The following is a 24,050-nucleotide window of genomic DNA, read 5'->3' as shown; positions in this document are numbered from 1 at the left end:
CTCCGGAAAGGAGTTTGAGATAAAATAAGATGTTAATTAAAATTCTTCTGAGTCATTTCGAATTTGAGCCTCAAATTGGTATTAAACATGTTGATACATCAGTATATATCAATGAAGGCTTAACAGCAGAGATTCTGAGAAAGCTCCGTTTTCAGATGTGCATATAAAACTGTCAATGATCTTCTCACCTTCAACCTTTGATGCCTTTGATACATAGAAATCAAAGAGTTCTCTTGCCCAGGAAATAGCCTGAGGCTCGGAACAGCACATATAGTCGTGATAGAACCTGCCCTGGCTGTCAAAGAGAGAGATAATCATCCCACGATCAGAAACAATAAGCTCGGCAATTTTTATCCCGTCCTTACAGACGAAAAGTTCGGTGTTCTCTATCGTGGCAAATTTCCTTATTTTCCGTTCATAGTTGTGCAGGAACTTCTCGAGTACCGATTCCGTAAAAATAAGGGAAACCTCTGCATCAAGCCTTCCGAGCTTTGAATAAAGGGGGAGGAATTCAGGCCTGTAAAAGGATGAAAACACCATAAGATAGCGGGAAGAAGAAAAGAAATTCAAAAGCTCCATATTAGGTTCGAATATCTGGCTGGGATCGACATTGACCAGATTGCAGTCCTTGATGTCCCCTATCCTGTCAAGAAGATACTTAGGGATTCCACCCAGGTCATGTTCGATCCAGTAGTTGTCTTTTTCAACCAGGGTAAGGACGTCAACAAGATCTCTGACTTTTTTGAATACCTGATCTCCCATATCTGTCAATTCATAGCTGCCATTTTTTTGAATGACCAGGTTACTGTCTGTAAGCCTCTTGATCTGGGGCAAGATGGCTGTGGGAGAAACATCAAGGAGGACTTTAATTTCTTCCATTGTTCGGGGTTTTTCTCCCAGGAGTAAAAGGAGATCTCTTCTTTTCTGGGAACGAAATACTACATCTATTAACTCAGGTTGCATTCAAACCACTTATATCTCTATTTTTTGTAAATATAGGAATCTGCATTATGCGGCACAGAAATGTTCGTACCGGGGCGAATAGAAATATGAGTTCCGTTCAGGTCCTGTACGACCTCAATAAAAGAAAGAATTTGCGCCATAATACTGAAGATAACCGATATGCCCATTTATATAAAAGGATTTGGATGAATAATTTAAAACGCAAAGAAGATCAAAGCAAAATAATTTTGCCAGTTAAAGAGAGACGTAAAATTTAAAGAAAAACAGTATCATCAGCCAGAGTTTTAAAAGAAAATGACACCCTAACTAATAAAATAAATATTAGATGATGGGCTAAAAGAGTAAATAAGAACATTGAAATTTTTTACCTGCTTTATCGGAATAATGACATTGTTCAAAAAAAGTAAAAATGTTATAAAAGAAAAACGTCCTAAAATATCGAGCAATGACCCCCAAATTTGCATCAAAAATTTTGAATGCTTTTATCAAGAAACAAGGGCTTAAAAAATCTGCAGGCAGGAAGTCGCTCAGTGACCTCAAAATTTCAGACCCCGTGTTGCCCTGTAAAAATCAGGAAAAAATTTCCGTCGGTTATGGTATATGGGATGATTTCCCCTAATTGAGCTGTAACACATGTCAGCATGCAGACGTGAAATACAATAAAAAAGGAAAAGTTCCGGTAACAGGAGCAAAAAAGCTTTACAAAGAAGCTTTACAAAGGCAAAACCGGAACATCCCATGCCTTATAAATCCGGTGAACTGCAGATCCGGAATGGCAAGGACCTTTTTGCTTATAATCTAAATGGAGGTTTAGAAATATGTTGGACTTTACAGAGGCAAGTCTGAAAAAAGTATTAACCAGGTACAATGTGGCTCTGGAAAAAGAGATGACTCCTGAAGAAGCCGCAGAAGAGCTTTATCCTAAAGACGAACTTGTTTACCCGATTGCAAAAGCCATCTTCGAAGGAGAAGAAGATGACGTAGTTGAGGGTCTCCAAGCCGCAATGGACGCAGGCAAGGACCCAATCGCACTCATCGACGATGCTCTCATGATCGGTATGGGCGTTGTCACCAAACTCTACGATGAAGGAGTAATTTTCCTCCCCAATGTCATGATGTCTGCTGACGCCATGCTCAATGGTATCGATTTCTGTAAGGAAAACTCTGAAACTGCCCCTGTAACAAAGGGAACTGTTGTCTGCCACGTCGCAGAAGGTGACGTTCACGACATCGGTAAGAATATCGTTGCCGCTCTCCTCAGGGCAAATGGATACAATGTAGTTGACCTTGGAAGGGACGTCCCTGTTGACGAGGTTATTGCATCGGTTATTGCAAACAAACCCCTCATGGTCACAGGCACTGCACTCATGACCACCACCATGTATGCATTCAAGGAAGTTAACGACAAGCTCCTTGAGAAGGGAATTAAGATCCCATTCGCATGCGGTGGCGGCGCAGTCAACCAGGACTTCGTATCCCAGTATGCACTCGGTGTGTACGGTGAAGAAGCAGCTGACGCTCCCAAGATTGCTGACGCAATCATTGCAGGTACAAACGATATTGCAGCATTAAGAGACAAATTCCACAAGCACTGAGGTGAATGAGATGGCAGCAAAAAGATACACTTCAATGGCATATGCAAGCGCAGACGAAATGAGCTTCGGCGTATCCAAGCACCCCGTAAAAGCAGGCCTTGACCTTGAGATCGGTGCTGGTTACACAATTCCTGAAATTAACTACGCTCCTAGACCTGAAGCAGGCGCATCCAAGGAAAAACTCATTAAGGAATACGAGAGGATCACAACCGACGTTATGTCAAGAATGGTCCAGGTCGGTTTCCCAGCAATTATCCTTGAAACAGAACACGTTCAGCAGATGTCCAACAACCCCTCCTGGGGAGCAGAAGTTGCACACGCCCAGAAAACCATCATGGAAGAATACCACGATGAATACGGCATAAAGTGTGCACTTCGCCACACAATCGGTGACATCCGTGAAAACAGGGACTTCCTCCAGCTAAGAGGCGACAAGTACTCTGTATTTCTCGAAGCCTTCGAAGAATGCGCCAAGTCAGGTGCAGACCTGCTTTCCGTAGAGAGCATGGGTGGTAAGGAAGTATTCGACTATTCCGTTCTCAGGAACGACATTGCTGGTATGCTTTACGGCATCGGCTGTCTCGGCTCCATTGACATGGAAATGATCTGGACCGACATTGCCGCAATTGCAAAGAAGACCGGCACTGTTGCAGCTGGTGACACCGATTGCGCACAGGCAAACACCGCAATGTTCATCGGCGGCGGTCTGCTTGACAAGAACCTCGCCCACACTCTCGCAATCCTTGCAAGAGCAATTTCCGCCCCAAGGTCCCTCGTAGCATACGAATGCGGTGCCGTTGGTCCAGGAAAGGACTGTGGATACGAAAACGTCACCATCAAAGCAATCACCGGTATGCCAATGACCCAGGAAGGTAAGACCTCCACCTGCGCTCACTCTGACTTAGTGGGTAACCTCATTATGCAGTGCTGTGACTGCTGGTCAAACGAGTCTGTCGAATACCACGGTGAATTCGGTGGTACCACAGTTCAGTGCTGGTCCGAGTCCCTTGCATACGACTGCGCCCTCATGAACACCGCTCTTGAAACCAAGAACGAAAAAGTTCTCAGGGACCTTTTCATGCTCTCCGACAGGTACAGAGACCCCCAGTCCTACGTGCTTGCATACGACAACGCATACAAGATCGGCCAGGCAATTGTTAAGGACGGCGACAACATCTACCTCAGAGCAAAGAACGCTGCAATCGCATGCTGTGACATCGTCAGCGAAGGTGCTGCAGGCAAGCTCGATCTCTCCAGGTTCGAAACTAAAGCCCTCGCAGACGCAAAGGCATCCCTGGACTCCCTTACGGACGACATGGACAAATTCATGGACGACTGCCTCACAAAGTACAAGAGTGAAGTTAACGTCTTCCTTCCGGAGAACTACGGCTTCTAAGCCGAAATCTCCGTTCTCTTTTTCTTTTTTTCATTAACTTCATTCTTTAACTTTGCGTACTGAACTTTTATCCTCATTTTATTCAGACCTTCAGATTAACTACTTTTTCATTGGTCATCGGTTAAGGAGTTTTCTTGCCCGAAAGCTATCGATTTTGTACCATAAATCGATCTCAAACTTTGCCCTCTTTACCTAAAATCGATACTTTGCTCCAGCCTATATTATATTAAAATTTTAGATAACTGTTGTAGAAATAGGTGCAATTTATTATGGTTCCTTTCTTAACCGAAGACATATGACTACTTTTTCCATCCCTCCTGAAGCAGAGTTTCTGCAAGCTCAGAAGACGGATAGATCCTGAAGCAATATCGGTTGGTTTTTCATGAGTATAACAAATAAAAATTTTAGAAGAAATATAAAGGATATAAGACCTTCTTTTTGTAAAAAACCAATTTAAAGGAAGAAAAAACATGATATAAGATATCCGGAAAGGTAATAGGTAGAACAGGTGAACTACCACTCAACTAAAGACTGAGTGGCTTCTTGGTTCATTCCTCCCTCTATTGAGGGCAAGTCCCCAAGCTCATCCCCGTAGTCCCTACGGTGTCATAATCCAATTAGATTCTGATCTATGAGAGCGAATTTTTTGATATTGATAGCGGCATTAATGTCTCTATCGTGTTTGGTTTTACAGTCTGGACAAATCCATTCTCTGTCTTTTAGCTGAAGCTCTTTATTGTGGTATCCACACACACTACATAGCTTAGAAGAGGGTTCAAATTGTCCTATTCTCAGGACGGTTTTTCCAAACCATTGAGCCTTATATTCCAACTTTATTACAAAACTACTCCACGCAGAATCACTTATAGCCTGTGCTAAGTGATGATTCTTAACCATGCCTTTAACATTTAGAGTTTCCAGAGCTACAGCTTGGTTTTCGCTAACAAGTCTAAAAGAGAGTTTGTTCTGGAAGTCATTTCTCTGATTTGTTATTTTGTCATGGAGTACAGCAAGTCTTCGTTTAGCTTTTGCCCTGTTCTTAGAGCCTTTCTGTTTCCTTGAGACTCTTTTCTGTAATACTTTGAGCCTTTTAAGAGAGTTTTTCAAGTACTTTGGATTCTCAACCTTTTCTCCTGTTGAAAGGACAGCAAAGTCTTTGATACCTACATCAATTCCTACTGTTGTTGATTCTGTGAAAGCTTCCTTTACTGGAAGTTCTTTTCCATCTTCAACAAGGATACTGATGTAGTAATGTCCTTTACATGTCCTTGATACCGTAGCCGTTTTAGGCTCTCCTTCAAACTTCCTGTGAAGAACTGCTTTAATTGGTTCTATTTTAGGAAGCTTGATAGTATTAGTTTCAAAGTTTACAGTGTAGTGTTGAGGTACAGGGAAAGACTGTATCGGATTCTTTTTTGATTTGAACTTTGGAAACCTGTTTCTCTCTAAAGAATCTAGTGAAAGCGGATTCAACTGCTTAGTCATCCCCTGTAATGATTGAGAGTTAACTTCTCCTAACCACTCATTAGAAGCCTTTAGAGTAGGAATTAATTTGTTTAAGTCAAATCTGGAAATTGATTCCCCTGCCTGCTCATAAGTTTTAATTTTCTGGTCAAGTGCCCAATTATAGACAAATCTACAGCTACCTATATGCTGATTCAATTGAATAGCTTGTGTAGTTGTAGGATAGAGTCTAAATTTGAACGCTTGCATCATACAAAGGCATTATATGATTTAACAACATATATACTTTTTGGTAAATATGAAGTATGAAACACGGAATCATAGCAAATTTTTGTTAATGTACCATGTTATTTTTGTTTGCAAATACCGAAAAGTCATACTTGAACCAATTAGCGAAGAACTCAAACAGATTATGATTGACATTTCAAAAGAGTCTAACTTTGAAATCTTTGAAATGGAAACTGACAAAGACCATATTCATTTCTTGATCAAGAGTGAGCCGAAAGTTAGCGTTTTGTCAATTGTCAGAAAATTGAAACAAGAATATACTAACAGGTTATGGAAAACTCAAAAAGAATATCTGAAAAAGTATTATTGGGGTGAGAATACGTTATGGAGTGATGGTTATTTTGCGTCTACTATCGGAAATGTTAGTAAAGAGGCGGCAGAATATTACATACGGAATCAGGGTTGAAGTTGACGCTTATATCCCCTGAGCTAAAGACTCAGGGGTTTTACGCTTCTTCATATAAAAAGCAGACGAACAGACCAAAAAGCATCCGTAACTAAGGAGTTAATAAAAATCTCCCTCCCATGTTACACCCTTTTAGATGGATTTTACCTCAAATCTCTTCTTTTTAATTTTTAGTCATGTAGATCTTTTTTGAAACCGTTATAATTCTGCAGCAAGGGTTTAACTTAAGAAAGATAGTTATTGTTACGGATTACGTTCGGGAAGAGCGATTGGAATGTAAACTGCCCCTGAGCTAAAGACTCAGAGGTTTCCTGCTGAGGTTTTATGAAGATAATTATTTTCATGTGTGGAGAAGGGCTGGGACACACGAGCCGCTGCCTTGCCCTTGGGAAAGAGTTCCTGGCTGCGGGGCATGAGACACATTTTGGAGCTTACGGATACTCAAAAGAGCTGGTTGAAAAAACAGGGTACGGGGCACATGAAATTCCTCCGGAGATAACCCTTGTCGGAACTGCCGGTGCGCTTAATATAGGAAAATCCATCAAAGCCACCCTCAAGAACACTCCCCTTTCCGGATATAGAAAGCTTCTAAAACTTATAGATGAACTTGAGCCGGATGTGGTGCTTTCAGACGGGTACTACCTGGGCATCCTTGCCGCAAAATCCAGGAAAATTTCTGTCTACTTTATCGGGCACCAGTTCAATATGGTGGAATTTTTCCAGAACAGAGGGCCTTTTGTAGGAGCTGCAGGCAAACTCATCAAAAGGTTTTATTATTATATCTTCAGCAGTGTGGACGGAATCATCGTCCCGGACTACCCACTTCCTTATTCGGTCAACCGGAGGAACTTTACGCTTACAAGGGAAATCAACGATACCATATTTTTCAGCGGCCCCCTTATCCGATGGAGGTACCGGGAAGTCAAAGCAAAAAAACTTCCACACCCTAATGTCCTCTCAACTATCGGTGCCTTCGGGTACAGAGCTGCAATATTCCGGAGCGTGCTTGAAGCTGCAAAACTGGACCCGGGAATCCACTATACTTTTATCTCGGGGCCAGGGGTCGACCCAAAACAGTTCCCTGAAATCCCGGATAACGTAGAATTTACAGGTTTTACGGAAAATCCCTTTCCTTACTTCAAAGGCTCGGACCTCGTAATCACCGCCGGCGGGCATGGGACAATCCTTGAGAGCCTGGCTTTTGGGCTTCCGGTGCTTTCTTTTCCGGACGAGAAGCACAGTGAGCAGGAAAACAATGCCACCGTGCTTGAAGAGGGAGGGTACGGAAAGCGGATGAGCTACCTGACGCGCCCCGAAGCTCTCCTTGCCTGCATCCGGGAAGGCCTGGAAGACGAAGAGTACGGTAAAAAAACCCGGAGGTTAAGAGAACTTGCCGAAGCCCTGGACGGTCCGGCAGCTGTCCGAAAACTTCTGGAGGAGAGAATCGGAAAAAAGGATAGGAATAAACACATTTTAAAAATAAGGGATAAAGAATGAAAATCATGATTTTTATATGCGGGGAAGGGCTTGGCCACACAAGCCGTTGCCTTGCCCTGGGGAAAGAAATGATGAGTACAGGGCATGAGGTTCACTTTGGAGCTTATGGATACTCTAAAGAGCTGATCGAAAAGGTAGGCTGCAATGCCCATGAAATCCCCTCGGAAATCAAGCTTGTGGGAAAGGAAGGAACCCTGGACTTCAAAGGGTCGATCGAGGCAACTCTCAAAAGCACCCAGCTCCTGGGAGGGCCAAAAATCCTGAAGCTAACCAGAGATGTTGCCCCTGATGTGGTGGTTTCGGACAGCTATTATCTGGGAATCCTTACCGCAAAAGCCCTCAAAATTCCAGTATACCTCATCCTCAACCAGTCAAACATGGAAGATTTTTTCAAGAGCAGGGGGGTGCCAATAAGGCTTCTCGGGGAGCTTACCAAAAAGCTCTACAACCAGGTCTTTGAACTGGTAGACAGGATTATCATCCCCGACTATCCTCTCCCCTACACTGTCTGCAGGGAAAACCTGAATTTCACTCCTAAACTCCGGGAAAAACTGTTTTACAGCGGTCCACTGGTCCAGAAAAAGTACGATGAAGTTGAAAAAATCCCCCTAAAAAAACCCCATATCGTCTCCCTTATTGGAGGTTTCGGATACAGGGAACCAATTTTTAGGAAAGTGCTAAAAACCGCAAAGCTCGATTCCAGCATCCATTACACCCTCATTTCCGGCCCCAGCCTTGACCCATCAAAATTCACCGACCTGCCGGAAAACGTGCAGATCCTTCAGTACATAAAAGACCCATTCCCCTACTTCAAGAGTTCCGATGCCGTAATCGCCCCCGGAGGGCACAGCACAATTATGGAAGCTTTAAGTTTTGGAATCCCGATCCTCTCTTTTCCGGATGAGGGACACAACGAACAGGAAAGCAACGCCGCTGTGATCGAGGAGGAGGGATACGGGAGAAGGCTCAGCTATTCCACTCCCCCTGAGGTCATTCTGGAATGCATCCGGGAAGTCCTTGAAGATGAGGAGTACAGAAACAAAACTGAGCGACTCTGCCGGCTTGCAAAAGAACTGGAAGGGCCAAAAGCAATCAGAAAAATGCTTGAAAAGGAAGTAGGAGCAAAAACCCCTTGAATAAGCTCCTGAATAAACCCCTCCATATTGCTCTTTTGAAGCCCAGAAGACTTAAAAGATAAGCATGAAAAAAATAAAAACAATTGAAAGAAACGAGTAAAAGATAAACAAGAGTCCAAAAAACTCAATCCGGCACGAGGCTTTTAAGGTACTCAAAAAGGGCAGCATGGTTTTCAAATACAAGGTCTGCATGCTGCAGCCTTTCGGGTCCGAGCGTGCTTGCGACCGCTACACAGTAGAGACCTGCGGCTTTTGCAGCTTCAATTCCCATCGGAGCATTTTCCACAACCAGGCACTCATCTTCCGGCAGGGATAGTTTTTCAACTCCTTTCAAATAAGGCTCAGGAGACGGTTTACCATTCTCGACGTCCGAACCCGTGACAACGACTTCGAATATACCGGAAAAGAAGTTTTCAATTACAGTTCCCACAACCAGATGGCTTGACCCCGAAACCAGGGCGAGATGGAAACTTTTTTTAAGTTCTTTCAGGCAGTCAACCATGCCGTCAAAAGGCTTTAACATGCCAAGATCCAGAATTTCCCGCTTTTTTCGGGAAATAGACTCGAAATCCTCAGCCTTGGGGGTTTTTCCTGCCTTTTCAAAGATTTTTGTGACAATTCCCCGGTTGTTTCCACCTTCGATTTCATATATATCCTCCCTTTTTATGGAGATCCCTGCTTCCCTAAAAGCTTCAGCCCAGGCGTCGGCATGAAAACGCATGGAATCCACAAGAACGCCGTCCACATCGAAAATAATTGCTTTGAACATCTGTCCTGAAAATCGCCGTAATCTATGATAAAGCTTGTGAAAGTACTTGCTAAATAAAAGTTCTATATAGAAAAAAATCAAATGGGTCAGGCAAGATGAATCATGCTACCTTTCACCCCCCCGGCTCTCCACGAGAGCCCTCTCAGGAGAATGCCTATCATTTAAGATATTTATCGTAAAGATATCCCCCCAGCCAGTATCCCAAGAAGGCAAATATAAGAGTCCCAGGTGCGTAAATAGGGTACCCTGGACCTTCAAAGTGGTATATCAGATTAAAAAAAACAAAGTAGAGGACTAGAAAAACTAAAAATCCCCCAATTTCGATCTGTTTTTTAGTCAGGTTCAAACTTACCGGCACCTACCTTTCACAGGACCTAAAAATGATCTAAACTCTGAATTTCTGTATCTGTACTGGTATTTCAGAGGGTTCTTCTCTTACTTTTTCTATTGCTTCGCTTCCTTTCCTGCTTCTCCTTCCTTTCCTGCTTCTCCTTCCTTCTTGAAGTCCAGGGAAACGGCATTGATGCAGAAGCGTTTTCCCGTAGGTTTTGGCCCGTCATCAAAGACATGACCCAGGTGCCCTCCACAGCGAGCACAGACAACTTCAACCCTGTTCATGAAAAGGCTGTTATCCTCCTTGAGACTGACCTTATCACTGGAAATAACGTCCCAGAAACTGGGCCAGCCAGTCCCGGAATCAAACTTGGTATCGGAAGAAAAGAGTTCCTGCCCACAGGCGGCACAGGTGTAGACGCCTTTTTCCTTGTTATAATACAGCTCGCCAGAAAATGGCCTCTCGGTGCCTTTTTGTCTCAAAACATGATATTTCTCAGGAGTGAGAACCTTCTTCCAATCTTCTTCAGATTTCTCGATTTTATCTTGTGCCAGTTACAAACCCCCTTTATGCATATAACTCAATTATACCGGAAACATTATTATCCTTCGGTTCAGGGGAAAAGTCCTGAATTTTCCTATTTCATATTAAATAATTTATCACTTATGAGACAGAGGGTAAGGCCTGTGGCCTTGTGGAGGTTGCTCCAAGGTATGAAGCAGGGAGCTCCAATGTTTTAGCCAGGAGTAGTTCACCAGTACGGGATAGGAATCTGGGAAAGCCAGGCTTATACCTGGTCTCTTATATTTCCGGCAGAAGCAGGGATTGGGCTTTTTGTTCTAATCCTGATAGCTTTCAAGCTCTTTTTCCAAGAACTCGAAATAAGTTCCGGGAATCTTATTCATATCTGAGCGAGTCCACCGGCTTCATTTTTGCGGCTTTTCTTGCAGGATAGACGCCGGAGACAAAACCGACAGCAACCGCAACGAGAAACCCGGCAACTATCAGGCTTAAAGGGAAGACCACAGGCAGGTGAAGAAGGCTTTCCACGCTGTATGCGCCTGCAATTCCAACAGCACTTCCGAGAACGCCCCCAAAGACTCCAAGCAGGATTGACTCGATCATAAAAAGAAAAAGGATGTCAAAGCCTGTGAAACCAAGAGATTTGAGCACCCCTATCTCCCTCGTCCTTTCGGTAACGCTTACGAGCATTATATTCATGATCCCTATGGAGCCTACAAGAAGGGAAATAAGGGCGACCACGGTAAGAAAAGAACTGAGGGCTGCTGCCATCATGTCAGTCTGCTCTAAAATCTCAGCCTGGTTAATTAGCATGTAGGGCCGAGAATCTTTGTCCTCAAGGTCCCTTTCGGAAATCCCGAAGCTCCGGGCAAGCCGCCTGTCCACATCATCCGATGTCTCTTGAATAGCTGCCGAGTCTTCAGCCATTGCAAAAACCCCTCCATAGTCTTTTTCGCCAAGAATTTCATTCATGACATCAATGGGGATCAGGACAGCTTCGTTATCGTTATAAGCCTGAACCATGGTGTTTTCTGGGTTCTGGATTATTCCCTTAACCTTGAAGGTCTTTGTTATTTTCTCGTTTTCTCCGACCCTGAAGGTTATATCTATGGAGTTTCGGACCGAAAGTTTCCTGCCGAACTTCTCGTCTGCAATATCATGCCCGATAATTGCAACATTCCCATCATTGTCATTAATAAAGGAGCCTTCCCGGAGCTGGGTGTTTGCAACCTGATCATAATCTCCCCCTACCCCGCTTACCATGATACTTTTGGTCTCGGACATGTACATGACTTCAGCAGTCTGGTACTTCAAAGGCGAAACCCCGGAGACCCCGGGCGTATTTTCAACTATCTTCAACTGGTTGTCGTAGAAGAGCTTGGGCTGCATCCCCTGAATATAAATGAAATTTGAACCAATGTTGGATACTTCATTCGTAAAGTGCTGGTTGAAGCTTGCCCCAAGGGACACGTTTGCAATCACAGCCGCTACTCCGATAACTATTCCAAGTACTGTAAGGGTTGAACGCATCTTTGCACTTGTAATGCTTCCAAGCGCTATTTTTCCTGCATTGAAAAGAGGGATCATGAAAAGGGCTCCGTTTTGTATATTTTTGGAGAAAGGATAAAATTGAGATTGAAGGACAAACTGATATCCTTAAACTTTATTTAAATGAATATATCAAATATATAAATTGTACTGGAAACTCTTTATAAAAAAATCTATTAATTTTTTTTGGAATCTTGCCCACCGATGTTAACGCAAACTCATATGGGAAGCAATTTTGCGACCGAAAAGAAGAATTAGAAATATTAAAACACTTAAATAAAAAATAAGTTAGAAAAATACAAGTAATTTAGAATCCCGTTAGTTTACTGGTAGCCCTCCATAAAAAAAATAACCAGGAAGATAGCATGAATAGAGAGTTGCTAACGAGAATTTGTAAAGAGATAAACTCGTGCCCTAACTGGAAAAACGGGAGTTTAGAATGTGGAAGGGATGAAATTGCAATCCCAAAAACCGTTGAAGTAAGAGATACTCAGAAAACTTAGTTAATAACCAGAGATCCTTCGAATCAAGCTAATAAACTCGATAACGTGATCAGCTTCAAAAATCGATTTTTCAGGGATAAGGTATTTCCAATCTTATTCGAAGATTACAAAACAGAGAAAGCAAAAAAAACAGAACATGTTTTGAGAGTTTTAGAGAAACTTTCTTAAGTATATTTTACTGGACTCACTATCAAAAATGCTTCCCTGGAAAAAGAGAAGGAGAGCACAAACAACCTAAAAAAGAATGCGCAAACAAATATCTTAAACGCGAAATCGAAGCTTTTGAACCTGAAATTATAATTTGTATGGGAGGAAAAGCTGTTGAATACGTGACAGGTGAAAAACTTCTACATGCAATATCCAAAAACGGAGAAAACTATGTCATCTATTCTGGAAGAAAGATTCTTTTAATTGCTCTTACTCATCCATCAGATGCAAACAACGGCGCAAAAAACAGTTCTTCTTATAGGTATGAAGAGACCATAAAATTAATTCATGAAAAGGTAAGCCGTTCTCAAAAAAGGATATATGAAAAATAAAAAACCAAAGAGCATTTAAAAAAAATATAAAACGAAAATGAAAGGATCAAGGTTTGCAGAGAGCTAGTATATGACTCTGTAGTACTCTTCGGGCCCCGAGTATTATCTAAAGTTCGGGTTTGAGCCAGCGAGCAAATCGGGGACCAAAGATCCTTTTGGTACGCCGGTTGAAGTGTTTATGGCGCTGGAGTTAAAGAAAGGAGCTCTTGAAGGTGCCGGCGGGATTATTGAGTATCCTGAAGAGTTCAATGACGTGTGAGTTCAAGATGTAAAAAAAAGTTTAGAGTTTCTTCCCGATTTCTTTTGCGTTTTCGAGCACTTCGAACTGATGGGAGATGTCATCGGGATTTATGGTTCCCGAAGCCCAGATGCTTCCCCGTACATCGAAACCCAGGTAGCTGAAAAGACCTTCCATGTACTTGAAATACTGGTTAAAGTTGTTAGGATTAGAGTTCCCGTAGGTATAAGCAAGTACGAGTTCTGTTGTTCCTCTCAGGAGTGAGGGGAATTCGGGCTTTGCACAGGGCTGCCAGCAGGTTAAAGCTATCAAGCGGTCAACAAATGCTTTTGTCTGTGTTGTGATTTCCCACATGTAGATAGGAGAGCCTATAACGAGGGCATCGGCAGATAGAAGTTCATTATAGAGTTCCTGCATATCGTCGTCAATGACGCACTTTCCTTCAGATCTGCAGGACATGCAGCCTTTGCAAGGCTTAATGTCCATTTTAGAGAGGTGGTAAACTTTTGTCTCTGCCCCGTTTTCGGTAGCGCCGTCAAGGATTGCATTCACGAGGGTGGCAGTATTTCCGTGTTCACGCGGGCTTCCTATCAATCCGAGTACATTCATGTGACTATCCTTCCTGGGAATATAACATTTCGTCCTGAAAATTAAATCTATTACTGAAGAAATAAGCAGGAAGCTAATTAAGTGTTCTTCTTTGGAAAAGTAGCCAGAGAAATTGTCAGAAACCGCGAAACTAAAAAATAATGGAAAGAAGTGAAAAAGCAAGAAAAAAAGGTTGAAAGCTGGAAAAATCCCATGGCTTAAAAAAATTGTTTTTTTTCTATTGCTTTGAGGTTTAAAGGTTCTTTCCGATTTCTTTTGCCTTTGCAAGAATCTCCGGCTGCTGAAGGATGTCTTCAGGGTTATAGGTGCCGGCTGCGACTATACTACCCTGGACATCGAAGTGTATGAAGGAAAACAGACCTTCCATGTAATCGAAGTACTGTTTAAAGGTATTCAGATCAGGGTTTCCCTGGGTGTAGACAAGGAAGAGCTTCTTTGGCAAGTTGAGACGGGTCGAAAAGTCAGGGTTAATAAAGGCTACAAGGCGATCTATAAAGATTTTGGTCTGGGCTGTCATCTGCCACATATATATGGGAGAGCCAAGCACGATAGCATCAGATGCCTGGATTTCGTCATAAAGCTGCTGCATGTCGTCATCGATTACGCACTTGCCTTCGATTTTGCAGGTCATACAACCTTTGCAGGGGTTGACATCCAGTACGGAAAGATTGTAGACTTTTGTCTCAGCGCCGTTTTCTGCAGCTCCTTCAAGAATTGCGTTTACAAGTTTTGTAGTGTTTCCATCCACTCTGGGACTTCCGATTAATCCTAAAACTTTCATCTGAAAATATTCCTCCGAAAAAGAAAATAAAAAGTGATAAAATAGATGAGCCGACAAAGGTATAAAAGTTCCCTCTGAAAACCTACCTTCGGCCACCTTTACTGCAAAAAAAGTACAAAAAGATATGAGATACGGAAAAATTCAGAGAGACGGACTCAAGCTTGATTCAGCTCTTCTATATTCCGGGCCCGGAAGTTGTGAACCCGAGACCAATTTTCCGATGTCCTTTGAGTTCTCCAACAACTGGGGCCTGAAGGTAACTTCAAGCTTATCCGTGCCTGCTGCAACGATTGTCTCCAGGACGTCAAAGCCCAGATAGTAAAGAAGGCCTGCCGTGTATTCAAAATACGGTTTAAAGGCATCTCTGTCCGAAATTCCCTGAGTAAAGACAAGGATTAATTTTTTATTGTCAAGCCTGCTCGAAAAATTCGGCTTTAAGAAAGCTGTCATGCGATCAATAAGGAGTTTTGTCTGGGCTGTCATCTGCCACATATACACAGGAGAACCAAGTACAACAGTATCTGCTGTCTGAATTTCCCTATAAATTTCTTGCATATCATCGTCTATAACACAGCAGCCGTGTTCCTGGCATTTGCCGCAGGCGTCACAGCCTTTGATGTCAAGAGAAGCAAGGTTATAGGTCACAGTTTCTGCCCCTTTTTCCGCAGCTCCCTCGAGAATTGCATTCACAAGTCTTGAGGTATTACCATCAACTTTAGGACTGCCCACCAATCCGAGAACTTTAATTCTAGAACCCCCATTAAAATTTAAAATACAGGATATCAAACATTTTTGAGCAAAGGTATAAACGACGGATCAGAATAAAAAAGTTTCTCTTGTTGGAAAAATACGTGAGTTTGTATAGAAACCCTGGAATAAAAAAAATAAAAAAGAGAAAAAGAGAATTCTGCTTGTTTGGACCGTTATCCCGATTACTTTTTAATTACATAGAACGCACCAAGAAGCGCTGTAATAAAAAGCAACCCCGTAAAGAATGTTGAATAACCTGATTTTTCAGCACCTTTGCTTCCCTCTTCACTTACTTGAGAAACAGGCTCCTGCATGTCAACAGAACCTTCGTTCACTCCCTCTGCAGAGATGGCTTTTTGAGAATCTCCTTCTTCTATGGAACTCTCTTCTGCGGAATCTTCAGATGGTTCAGAATCTTTTTTCACAATTTTGACATCTCCTTCTGAATCACCGTTGCTACTTGAATCCTTACTATTTGAACTCTTATTTATGTCAGCAGAGGAAACAGAACCTTCGAGATCAATTACAGAGATCGATCCCGGAGTCTTGTTTATAGCTTCAATTTCAGAGGCAGGGATCTCAAAACTGGAATTGTCTTCATAGACATAGAGTTCCACCTTCCCGATATTAGTATAGTTTTCAGGAGTGAGATTCAGGTTCAGGTTGTATTTACCTTCCTCTCCTATGGTACTTTTCGCAATTAGTTCTCCTTCATAATATGCCATAACCTCAGAGCCCTCAGAGACAGGTTCTCCATCTACATTTAACCCGCCACGCAGAATGAGCGGCAGGGTGGGCACATCTATCATCGAATCATTTTCTTCGGATAAGGCAGGCACATTTAACACTGCAAACACAGACAACATCATCAGGCTTAAAATAAGCACGCCGAATTTTCGGTACTTAATCAAACTACTTCCCCCAACTACATTTTAGTTAATGTAAAACTCAAACCACTATCCAGATTTGACCACTGCTTCATACAGACTCCAGCTGCATGCTCTGCAGGTTCTTCTTCAGAAAGGGTTTTTGTTTACAGGTTTTTTGTCCCCCTTTGCTCAGGAAGGATTTACCCCCGACAAAACTCATAGATATCTGGTTTGAAAATATTTCCTGCCCAGAAATGTAATAGAGCAAGAGTTGTTAGAATATAATATTATTAGATATTATAAATAGCAGTATATTGAAAAATAATAATAAACTAATAATAATAACATGCTTAGCCTGTATACCCCCATCAATCGAAAGTGAATGAAATAAAGAGGGACGATGAGAAAAAAGAAACAGGAGAAATAAAGAAAAAAGAAAGGGAAAAAATATTTTTTATTTATTTTTCCTTCGTTTGTTCTTCGTTTGTTCTTCGTTTGTTCTTCGTTTGTTCTTCGTTTGTTCTTCGTTTGTTCTTCGTTTGTTCTTCGTTTGTTCTTCGTTTGTTCTTCGTTTGTTCTTCGTTTGTTCTTCGTTTGTTCTTCGTTTGTTCTTCGTTTGTTCTTCGTTTTTACCCTGTCTTCTTTACTAACCTTCTATTTTCCTGATTTTATTTCACTTATTCTTCGCCTTCAGAAAAGCAAATGCTCCAAGCCCTGCAAGTAAAACAGAGAGTATTTCAAATCCGGGCAGTACAGACTTCTCTTCTTCAAGTTCGGCCTTCACAGGCAGGGCTTTGTATGTATCATAATTGGAAATTGAAACTCCTATAAAAGCCGAATCGTTGGCATAATATTCCGCCAGGGTAGCAAAAAGGTTCTGTATTGAATACTTATCCTCAAAACCCTCTTCTACAGAAATTTCAATAATTCCTTTTGAGTTCACACCTCTTATTTCACCCATCTCAAGTGCAACCGCATCCACAATATCCGATTCGGAGATCAGGTCTTTCTTATCACGGTCATAAGCCCTGACAACAAAGAAATCTACCATATGAGCAATTTTTTCAACGTTTGATGCATCATAACCAGGAGGAAGACTTGCTGAAATGGACACATCTTCTCCGGCTTTCTTCCGGGCAGCCTCAAAAAGGGTTACATAATCCATACAGCCCTCTTCAGAATCGGAATTTAGAGAAGTTTTCATGTAGATGTTGATTCCATCAAAAGGTGCAAGCGACTTTTCGTTATAGTCAAGAATGGAATCCAGGTAAACCTGGGAGGTGTTCATAGCTCCTTCTTCCGTGCAGTTGAGTTCCTCAAAAAGCACTGCATGCACGATTATTCCTTCCTCATGAGCCATTTTTACAAAGCGCTCATACTGCCAGAAATCTTCACCATTCATGCTCAGGAAGATGGTATCGATTTTTGAAGAATCGAAATCCTTTGTAAGTCCAGGAAAATCGAACCTGTATGGAGAAGAGAGCTTAATTCCGGAAACATTGACACTGTACCTGGGAAACAGAGTTTCTGGAGCATTAGTCTCATTTTCATCCTGGTTCTCCTGTAGCTGCACCGGTGTTTCAGGGATTTCTTCGGGGGCTGAAACCTCAGAAACTGGAGTCTCAGTTTCAGTGGAAGTTATAGATTCGGAAATAGAATCAGATTCAGAAAGAATATTTTCTGAAGAGATTTCATCTTCAACCTGGTCCGAAGCGAACCTGACAGTTGGCTCGGGTTCTACAAATTTGCGGACAAACGCATAGTCTACAGCCATATAGCCTGTGTTCTTCGAAGCATCAGAGTAAGAAGCGGCATAAAGATAAACATGCATAGGGAGGTTCGTAACGTAATCGTTTGAAGCGTAGTCCATCTTTGGATCCCGAACTCCGTTCTTAAACCAGGCGATATTGCGGGTATCGTTTTCTTCGTACCAGGCAATTCCCGAGGTGTACCATTCCCCTTCAGGAATGCGGACATTGGTTAGATCAAAAGAGTTAAACCTTTCCTTCCTGTAAGACGTCTCCCAACGCACACGGCTCTCATTGGCAAATTCGGTCTCGTGCTTAATCTCGTTTTTCCTGCTGTTAATCTGATCTATGAAACCCTGTCTCAGCAGAGGACCTCTCTCATCTTTTCCTGTAGTAACCTTCATTCTTTTGACCACGAACATGGAATTAATGTCAAAACTGTCTTTGCTGTAGATAAGGGAGGAGTCATAAGCATGAACCTTAGGAGCTGATACATTACAGATTCCATTTTTGACTTCAACCAGACCCCCACCTGCACTTTCAGCGTTCCATTCAAGCCTCTGGAGTTTATCTCCCTCAAAGCCATCAAAAAATTCGAAGGTATTTTCTCCGTTACTCACTGCCTCAGCCGCCGGATTTCCACACTTTATAAGAAGCGTGATACTCCTGTTTGCAGGAAGGAAGGGGATTCTGACCCAGAGAAGAGCTTTTTCGGCTTCCGGGTCCCAGGTTTCAATCCAGTAGTTGAGTGTTCGTCCTCCGGAAAAGAAGCGAAGGTCAGAACCATCCGTTTTTGCCTGTGAGAAATTAAAGTTAGAAGAATCCAGGTTGATAGGAACCTGATAACCTGTTAGATTTGTTCCGGAATTTTCAGTAATTACGATCTCCTGAGAATAGGCTTCCGTATCATTAATTGCAGATATAGCCCATAGATCATTCGCTGTAGCCAGAGCAAAGCCTGTGATCAAAACCAGGAAAAAAATAGAAATAATCCCACATGTGAGTAGTCTCTTTTTCATTTTTAGTAGCCTCTTTTAAGCCCTTTTATCAAACACGATAAAAAAATACTATTCAGACATTATCAAGACCATAAAAGAAATTATTTATTTTACATACTTATTAACCCAAAAACAATAAACCTTTTCATAAAGACCTGCCCAGAATAATAAAAAAATAATAATAATAATTTATATAAAAATTGAGTGAGAGAGCAGAAAAAGAGTCCGAAACGGTAATAAAGAATCTTTACAATTACATTTTCCAATGACGCTTCTATCCAGCAATGAACTGAAAAAACTTATACAGGCAAACCCTCCTTTGCTTGAAAATGCAATTGATATCAAAACCCAGATACAGCCAAACGGGCTTGAGCTCACCCTGAAGGAGATAAAAACAATCGAAGGTGCAGGAGCTGTTGACTTTGACAACTCTGAAAGGGAAGTTCCCGAAGCAAAAACCCTGGAATTCGGGAGCGAGGGGTGGATTCACCTTCCGAAGGGGATATATAAAGTACTATTTAACGAGATAGTAAATATCCCCATGAACCTGGCTGCAATTGCAAAACCGAGATCAAGCCTTATTCGCTGCGGAGCAACCCTTGAAACCGCGGTATGGGATGCGGGATACAGGGGACGCAGCGAATCTATGCTTGTAGTTTACAACTCAGCGGGCTTCAGGCTGAAGAAAAACGCCAGGATCATGCAGCTCCTTTTCTATACCCTTAACAGCGAAGTAGAAGAAGGTTATTCCGGAGTCTACCAAAACGAAAATACAAAATGAGCTTTCTGAGAAAAGCAACAACCCTTTGAAGGCCTGAAAAAGACATGTTTTGAAAATATATAGACAAAGTATATATTATTAGATGGTATATCACAACCTATGAGTACAATAGGGAAATCCGTAAGGATGGAACGTATTTTCAACAGAAACACAGGTAACGCCATTATAATTCCCATGGACCATGGAGTTGGTGCTGGTCCCATTAACGGGCTTACAAACCTTCAGGACGCTGTAAATAAGGTTGCCGAAGGTGGAGCTAATGCCGTACTCGGGCACATGGGACTTGCCAAACACGGGCACAGAGGATACGGGCACGATGTTGGCCTGATAATCCACCTCTCTGCTTCAACCTCCCTTGCTCTTGACCCGAACCATAAGGTTCTTGTAACGACGGTGGAAGAAGCCATAAAAGTCGGAGCTGACTGTGTATCTGTCCATATAAACATAGGAGCTGAAGACGAATATGAAATGCTGCAAGGGCTCGGCTATGTTGCAGGAAAATGTGATGAATGGGGAATCCCTCTCCTTGCGATGATGTATCCGCGCGGGAAAAAGGTCCGTTCCGAATACGACGTGGATGTAGTAAAACATGCAGCCAGAATCGGAGCTGAGCTAGGGGCAGACATTGTCAAAACAAACTACACCGGAAGCCCTGAAACTTTTAAAGAGGTTGTAGAAGGATGCCCCGTACCTGTGATTATTGCAGGCGGTCCCAAGATGGGGTCAGAAAAGGAACTGCTGGAAATGATCGAAGGTTCCCTTGAAGCAGGTGGTCGTGGCGTTGCAATCGGAAGAAACGTCTTCCAGGCAGAAGATCCCACAGGTCTTGTACGGAGAATTGCAAAAGTTGTCCACGAAGGTATGACTGCAGAAGACGTGACAAAAATGGGCAGCAAGGCCTGAAACCCAGACGTTTAAAGGAAGTAAGAAAATCAAATTGCGGGCGGCCGCCCCAACCTAAAAAGACTGTCCGACAATTACTATCAGTAATAAATAACAGTTGTCTATTGTTAAACTGGAACTTTTTAATTTTATTAAATATGCATTAAATTCATTATTTTTTTTCAACAGAAAAAGTTCCATTTATTTCTATTTCCACATCCAATTAGCCCGTTTTTAATTGAATAAATCCATATTTTCCTTAAATTAGCTGCAGTACATACTAAATATATCTTCAACATTTTCTGTTGCCGTCTTAGTTGCCTCTTTTTTTCGGGGATGTATGGGTTCAATTCCTTATCATTCAAGTAATGTATGTTTTCTCCACTACAATATCCACTATCTGCACATATTTTTGTGCCTTCTTTCAACAAACCACAATTTTTTTCCATTTTATATTTCCATGTAAAAATGACTGACTTTTCGTTAACCTGATCTATATATTGACCAATTCTTTCCCCTAACTCCTTTATTGAGTCAACTCTTATTCCTCTCAATACGCTTCTTGCCATTTTCCTGAAAAAACTTTCAATTATACTTAGCCATGAAGCATGTTTGGGTGTGAATACAAATTCAAATTTATTAAGAACGGTTTTCAGGTATTCTCGAGTTTCTATTGATGTATGTATTTTGTGATTATCCATCAAAACTTTGATCTTTTTTTCACCGTAGGAAATAATCACTGATTCAATTTCTTCTTTGGTATGAAAGTACTGCGATTTGAAAATTACTTTCATTTATTTGTGCCTGTAATCTGAAGAATTTCATGTTTGTTTTTTTATATATTATCATTTAATTCATTAGCCTTTTTAATTCATTAGCCTCTTTATATGTAGCTAATACCCTGACTGCTTTTTGATCAAACTCCGGATCAACTTTAGCAATATAAGAGTTGATCTTATGTGGTTTTATGTTGCTTGCATTGAGAATTTTTGAAATTGTCCCCTGATTTATCTTCGATAAATCAGAATGTCCTTCTTTGATACAATTCTTACGGATATGTTTGGCAAGAAGTCTCTGCATCCAGATTTCATGAGGATAACCAAGATTTTTTGGCTTCATACGTGCAAGTGAAATTACAAAAGCCCGTGATTCGGCACTAATGTCTTGAGGTCTTCCACTTCTGGATTTATCTATTAAACCTTCTTTAACCCCTAAATCTAAAACCCTTTTGATCCATTTTCTTACAGTTTTGTAATCTACTTTTAACTCTCTGGATATTTCGGTGTCGTTTTTTCCATGATAGCTTAAAAGTATGATTTTAGATCTTTCGACAGTGCTTGCTGCTTGATTTCTAGAGTGGCTGAGCTTGATAAGATAGTCTAAATCTTTTTGAGTGAATGATAATTTGGGACGACGGCTTATACGAGGCATAAGGAAGTTTATTGAATGATTAATATAATTATTTTATGGATATATATTAGAATCTATGCACTAGATATCAGAGACTCCCTGGAACCACATTAGAAATATGTCCAGAAACATATTGGAGATATATCCGGGACAATATTGACCCTGTTAGAAACCTCAATCAAAAAAGGTAGATATGAGACTCCTAACAATGGGAAACTTTTAGTTGTCAAAATGAACTTCCTACCCACTAAAAGATAATCAGATCAGAGCTCTGTTATTGTAGACGCCAGGAAAAGAATATTTGTTTACCTGTAGTTTCCAGTGGAAATTATGGGGTTTCATATTTCTGCAGGAAAAGGCAAAAACATGAGATTGAGATATTTCGAGAGAGTTAATGGAAATAACATCCGGATGGATTAAAAGAGTATGAGGGACAGTGGAATTCAAACAGGATAGAGGAGACCTGGCGAAGAGAAAACGATTGAATAAGGGATATGTACCCGGAAAAGGAATGATACTGATCTAAGATAAGAGATCAGTACAGAGTTAAAGAAAAAATAAAATAAAAGAGACCTGTGCAAAATATGAATATTCTCGAAAGTTCAGTATCCCAGAAGGACTCCTATTAGCATAAAACCATATCCGAAAAAAGTAAAAGAAAAATTTCCTTTTGTATAAGTGAAATCCCAAAAATGAGAGAAGAAGTATATAGAAAACGAAGAAAAGACACATAAAAGAATTAAAATAAAGGTCGTAAAAAAATTGATTTGCAAATAATTCCAGTGGAAACAATGGGGGCCCTGTTTGAAGAAAAATAAGAAATTGAAAAACTCTAAAAAAGGGTTTGAGAACCTATAAAAAGGGAAAAGAGACCTCAAAACAGCAAAAATAAAAAGCTCGAGTACGGGGCCCGGAAAAGATTAATGATCCAGACCAAAAATGCATTCTATGAAATTATGCCTGGATCAGAAGTTATACATGAATCAGAAGTCTACAAATGGAACAAGGTCACAGCCTGTACATTTAAGACACATCGTCGTTGCAAACCTGGGGTCAAGCCCGTATTTCTCCAGGATTTCAGCCTCCATTTTCGCAAGCTTTAAAAGGCGCTCAGAAGACGGGCGTTCGGTAAAACAGTCTCCGGACCTGAGAGGATGAGGGTTTACCGGGCGAAGGACGGGAATTACTCCTATCTTTGCAAGGGTCTCGACTCCTTCCCGGACAGAAGCGTCACTCTCCCCAAGCCCGATTATAAAATTGCTGAAGACCCTGTTTTTTCCAAAAATTTCTACAGCTTCTTTAAGCCTGTCCAGAATGTAGTCAAGGGAAAGGTCCCCACAGACTTTCTGGAAAATATCTCTGTCCATGGTTTCAACATTGTATTTGACTTCGGCAACTCCGGCATCATAGAATTTGCGGGAACAGCCCTCGGTCGGATACACCGAAATTCCTATAGGAACATTGTATTTTTTGAGAGCGGGAAGCAACTTGAGCACACGCTCAACTTCCCCTTCGACCGATATTTCAACTCCGGAAGTAAGAGAGATGGCTTTAAGGGTCCCTGCCTTCATCACATCGTCCACTATGTTCAGGACTTCCTCTTCGCCCTTGACATGCCCCTGAAGTTTGGGCACAGGGCAGTACTTGCAGTCAAAGATGCACCTCTCACAGAGCGTAATGAAAGCCTGCTCAGGACAATGAGCAAGGGCAGGCTCAAGTTTTCCCCTGGCAAGTTCTTTTCCTTCATGTAAAAGCGCAACTGTTCCGTCTTCTCCTGCGGCTTCGATGGAAAGCGGAGAGTTCTTATTTACACTGAGTCGGACTCGCTTTTTCCCTGAACTGAAAAAGACGGAGCTGGTACCTGCCCCTGGACCTGCAGTAGAACCTCGCGCCCTTGGAATAAGCGAAGGGTCCACAGAAACTGAACCTATTGAGATAAGAAAAGCTTTTAATTCCGGCGTAATTTGCGTGCCTTGCATTTGGATATTCCTCAAAAGAACTATTTTTTCCTGTAGTTCCGGTCT

At 41.7% G+C, this 24,050-nt stretch carries 19 protein-coding genes and 2 pseudogenes; 8 read left to right on the top strand and 13 right to left on the bottom strand.

The features are described from left to right. Positions 1-108: 108 nt before the first annotated feature. On the bottom strand, positions 109-963 hold the full coding sequence (locus tag MSWH1_RS01655) for a winged helix-turn-helix domain-containing protein (RefSeq protein ID WP_048125505.1): 855 nt from the start codon (positions 961-963) through the stop codon (positions 109-111). A gap of 818 nt (positions 964-1,781) precedes the next feature. Here MSWH1_RS01655 and mtaC point away from each other — a divergent pair. Further along, a complete protein-coding gene (gene mtaC / locus MSWH1_RS01645) occupies positions 1,782-2,558 on the top strand; it encodes a methanol--corrinoid protein MtaC (protein ID WP_048125500.1) in 777 nt (258 codons plus the stop codon). A gap of 10 nt (positions 2,559-2,568) precedes the next feature. After that, the gene (gene mtaB, locus MSWH1_RS01640; protein ID WP_048125498.1) at positions 2,569-3,954 is read left to right on the top strand and encodes a methanol--corrinoid protein co-methyltransferase MtaB; all 1,386 of its coding nucleotides are present in this window, start codon (positions 2,569-2,571) and stop codon (positions 3,952-3,954) included. 606 nt (positions 3,955-4,560) lie between these two features. On the opposite strand, the gene MSWH1_RS01635 is transcribed toward mtaB, so the two are convergent. Further along, complete coding sequence (locus tag MSWH1_RS01635; protein ID WP_156148046.1) at positions 4,561-5,670, bottom strand: RNA-guided endonuclease TnpB family protein; 1,110 nt, start codon at positions 5,668-5,670, stop codon at positions 4,561-4,563. 46 nt (positions 5,671-5,716) lie between these two features. Here MSWH1_RS01635 and tnpA point away from each other — a divergent pair, with 46 nt between their 5' ends. From tnpA to MSWH1_RS01620, 3 genes are all read left to right on the top strand, one after another. Next, complete coding sequence (gene tnpA, locus MSWH1_RS01630) at positions 5,717-6,112, top strand: IS200/IS605 family transposase (protein WP_048125496.1); 396 nt, start codon at positions 5,717-5,719, stop codon at positions 6,110-6,112. A 324-nt stretch (positions 6,113-6,436) separates the two neighbouring features. Further along, positions 6,437-7,609 carry a UDP-N-acetylglucosamine--N-acetylmuramyl-(pentapeptide) pyrophosphoryl-undecaprenol N-acetylglucosamine transferase gene (locus MSWH1_RS01625; protein ID WP_048125493.1) on the top strand — a complete coding sequence of 391 codons (1,173 nt, stop codon included), beginning with the start codon at positions 6,437-6,439 and terminating at the stop codon, positions 7,607-7,609. Beyond that, complete coding sequence (locus MSWH1_RS01620; RefSeq protein WP_048125491.1) at positions 7,606-8,745, top strand: UDP-N-acetylglucosamine--N-acetylmuramyl-(pentapeptide) pyrophosphoryl-undecaprenol N-acetylglucosamine transferase; 1,140 nt, start codon at positions 7,606-7,608, stop codon at positions 8,743-8,745. The genes MSWH1_RS01625 and MSWH1_RS01620 overlap by 4 nt, the downstream gene beginning before the upstream one ends. A 124-nt stretch (positions 8,746-8,869) precedes the next feature. Here MSWH1_RS01620 and MSWH1_RS01615 read toward each other — a convergent pair whose 3' ends face one another. The 3 genes from MSWH1_RS01615 to MSWH1_RS01600 form a co-directional block, all read right to left on the bottom strand. Next, the gene (locus tag MSWH1_RS01615) at positions 8,870-9,514 is read right to left on the bottom strand and encodes an HAD family phosphatase (protein ID WP_048125489.1); all 645 of its coding nucleotides are present in this window, start codon (positions 9,512-9,514) and stop codon (positions 8,870-8,872) included. A gap of 444 nt (positions 9,515-9,958) precedes the next feature. After that, positions 9,959-10,402, bottom strand: a complete 444-nt coding sequence (msrB, locus tag MSWH1_RS01605; protein WP_048125485.1) for a peptide-methionine (R)-S-oxide reductase MsrB — start codon at positions 10,400-10,402, stop codon at positions 9,959-9,961. Positions 10,403-10,745: 343 nt separating this feature from the next. Next, on the bottom strand, positions 10,746-11,957 hold the full coding sequence (locus tag MSWH1_RS01600; RefSeq protein WP_048125483.1) for an ABC transporter permease: 1,212 nt from the start codon (positions 11,955-11,957) through the stop codon (positions 10,746-10,748). A 547-nt stretch (positions 11,958-12,504) separates the two neighbouring features. Here MSWH1_RS01600 and MSWH1_RS17755 point away from each other — a divergent pair. Then, complete coding sequence (locus MSWH1_RS17755) at positions 12,505-12,960, top strand: uracil-DNA glycosylase family protein (protein ID WP_082087996.1); 456 nt, start codon at positions 12,505-12,507, stop codon at positions 12,958-12,960. A gap of 280 nt (positions 12,961-13,240) precedes the next feature. Here MSWH1_RS17755 and MSWH1_RS01590 read toward each other — a convergent pair whose 3' ends face one another. From MSWH1_RS01590 to MSWH1_RS01570, 5 genes are all read right to left on the bottom strand, one after another. Next, on the bottom strand, positions 13,241-13,807 hold the full coding sequence (locus tag MSWH1_RS01590) for a flavodoxin family protein (protein WP_048125479.1): 567 nt from the start codon (positions 13,805-13,807) through the stop codon (positions 13,241-13,243). A 232-nt stretch (positions 13,808-14,039) separates the two neighbouring features. Beyond that, positions 14,040-14,588: a flavodoxin family protein gene (locus MSWH1_RS01585; protein WP_048125476.1), complete on the bottom strand. Its 549-nt coding sequence runs from the start codon at positions 14,586-14,588 to the stop codon at positions 14,040-14,042. 141 nt (positions 14,589-14,729) lie between these two features. Then, complete coding sequence (locus MSWH1_RS01580) at positions 14,730-15,374, bottom strand: flavodoxin family protein (RefSeq protein ID WP_255350480.1); 645 nt, start codon at positions 15,372-15,374, stop codon at positions 14,730-14,732. Between the two features lie 146 nt (positions 15,375-15,520). Further along, a complete protein-coding gene (locus MSWH1_RS01575) occupies positions 15,521-16,249 on the bottom strand; it encodes a hypothetical protein (protein ID WP_048125474.1) in 729 nt (242 codons plus the stop codon). Positions 16,250-16,880: 631 nt separating this feature from the next. Next, a complete protein-coding gene (locus MSWH1_RS01570) occupies positions 16,881-18,974 on the bottom strand; it encodes a DUF2341 domain-containing protein (protein ID WP_048125472.1) in 2,094 nt (697 codons plus the stop codon). A gap of 244 nt (positions 18,975-19,218) precedes the next feature. Here MSWH1_RS01570 and MSWH1_RS01565 point away from each other — a divergent pair, with 244 nt between their 5' ends. Both MSWH1_RS01565 and MSWH1_RS01560 read left to right on the top strand, forming a co-directional pair. Next, a complete protein-coding gene (locus MSWH1_RS01565) occupies positions 19,219-19,734 on the top strand; it encodes a deoxyuridine 5'-triphosphate nucleotidohydrolase (RefSeq protein WP_048125469.1) in 516 nt (171 codons plus the stop codon). A gap of 99 nt (positions 19,735-19,833) precedes the next feature. Continuing rightward, positions 19,834-20,637, top strand: coding sequence for a 2-amino-3,7-dideoxy-D-threo-hept-6-ulosonate synthase (locus MSWH1_RS01560; protein ID WP_048125466.1), 804 nt, complete (start codon positions 19,834-19,836; stop codon positions 20,635-20,637). A 264-nt stretch (positions 20,638-20,901) separates the two neighbouring features. On the opposite strand, the pseudogene MSWH1_RS19540 reads toward MSWH1_RS01560, so the two are convergent. The 3 genes and pseudogenes from MSWH1_RS19540 to MSWH1_RS01545 all read right to left on the bottom strand — a co-directional run. Further along, positions 20,902-21,065, bottom strand: a pseudogene (locus MSWH1_RS19540) (IS5/IS1182 family transposase); the annotation flags it as partial. Next, positions 21,060-22,047: pseudogene (locus MSWH1_RS17745) on the bottom strand (transposase); the annotation flags it as partial. The pseudogenes MSWH1_RS17745 and MSWH1_RS19540, both read right to left, overlap by 6 nt. Before the next feature lie 962 nt (positions 22,048-23,009). Continuing rightward, a complete protein-coding gene (locus tag MSWH1_RS01545) occupies positions 23,010-24,005 on the bottom strand; it encodes a radical SAM protein (RefSeq protein ID WP_048130160.1) in 996 nt (331 codons plus the stop codon). Positions 24,006-24,050 lie beyond the last annotated feature (45 nt).

Source organism: Methanosarcina sp. WH1, from assembly GCF_000970005.1.
In the GTDB taxonomy this organism is placed as follows: domain Archaea; phylum Halobacteriota; class Methanosarcinia; order Methanosarcinales; family Methanosarcinaceae; genus Methanosarcina.
The sequence above is the reverse complement of the archived record's forward strand: the minus strand, read 5'-3'. Positions and strand labels throughout refer to the sequence as shown.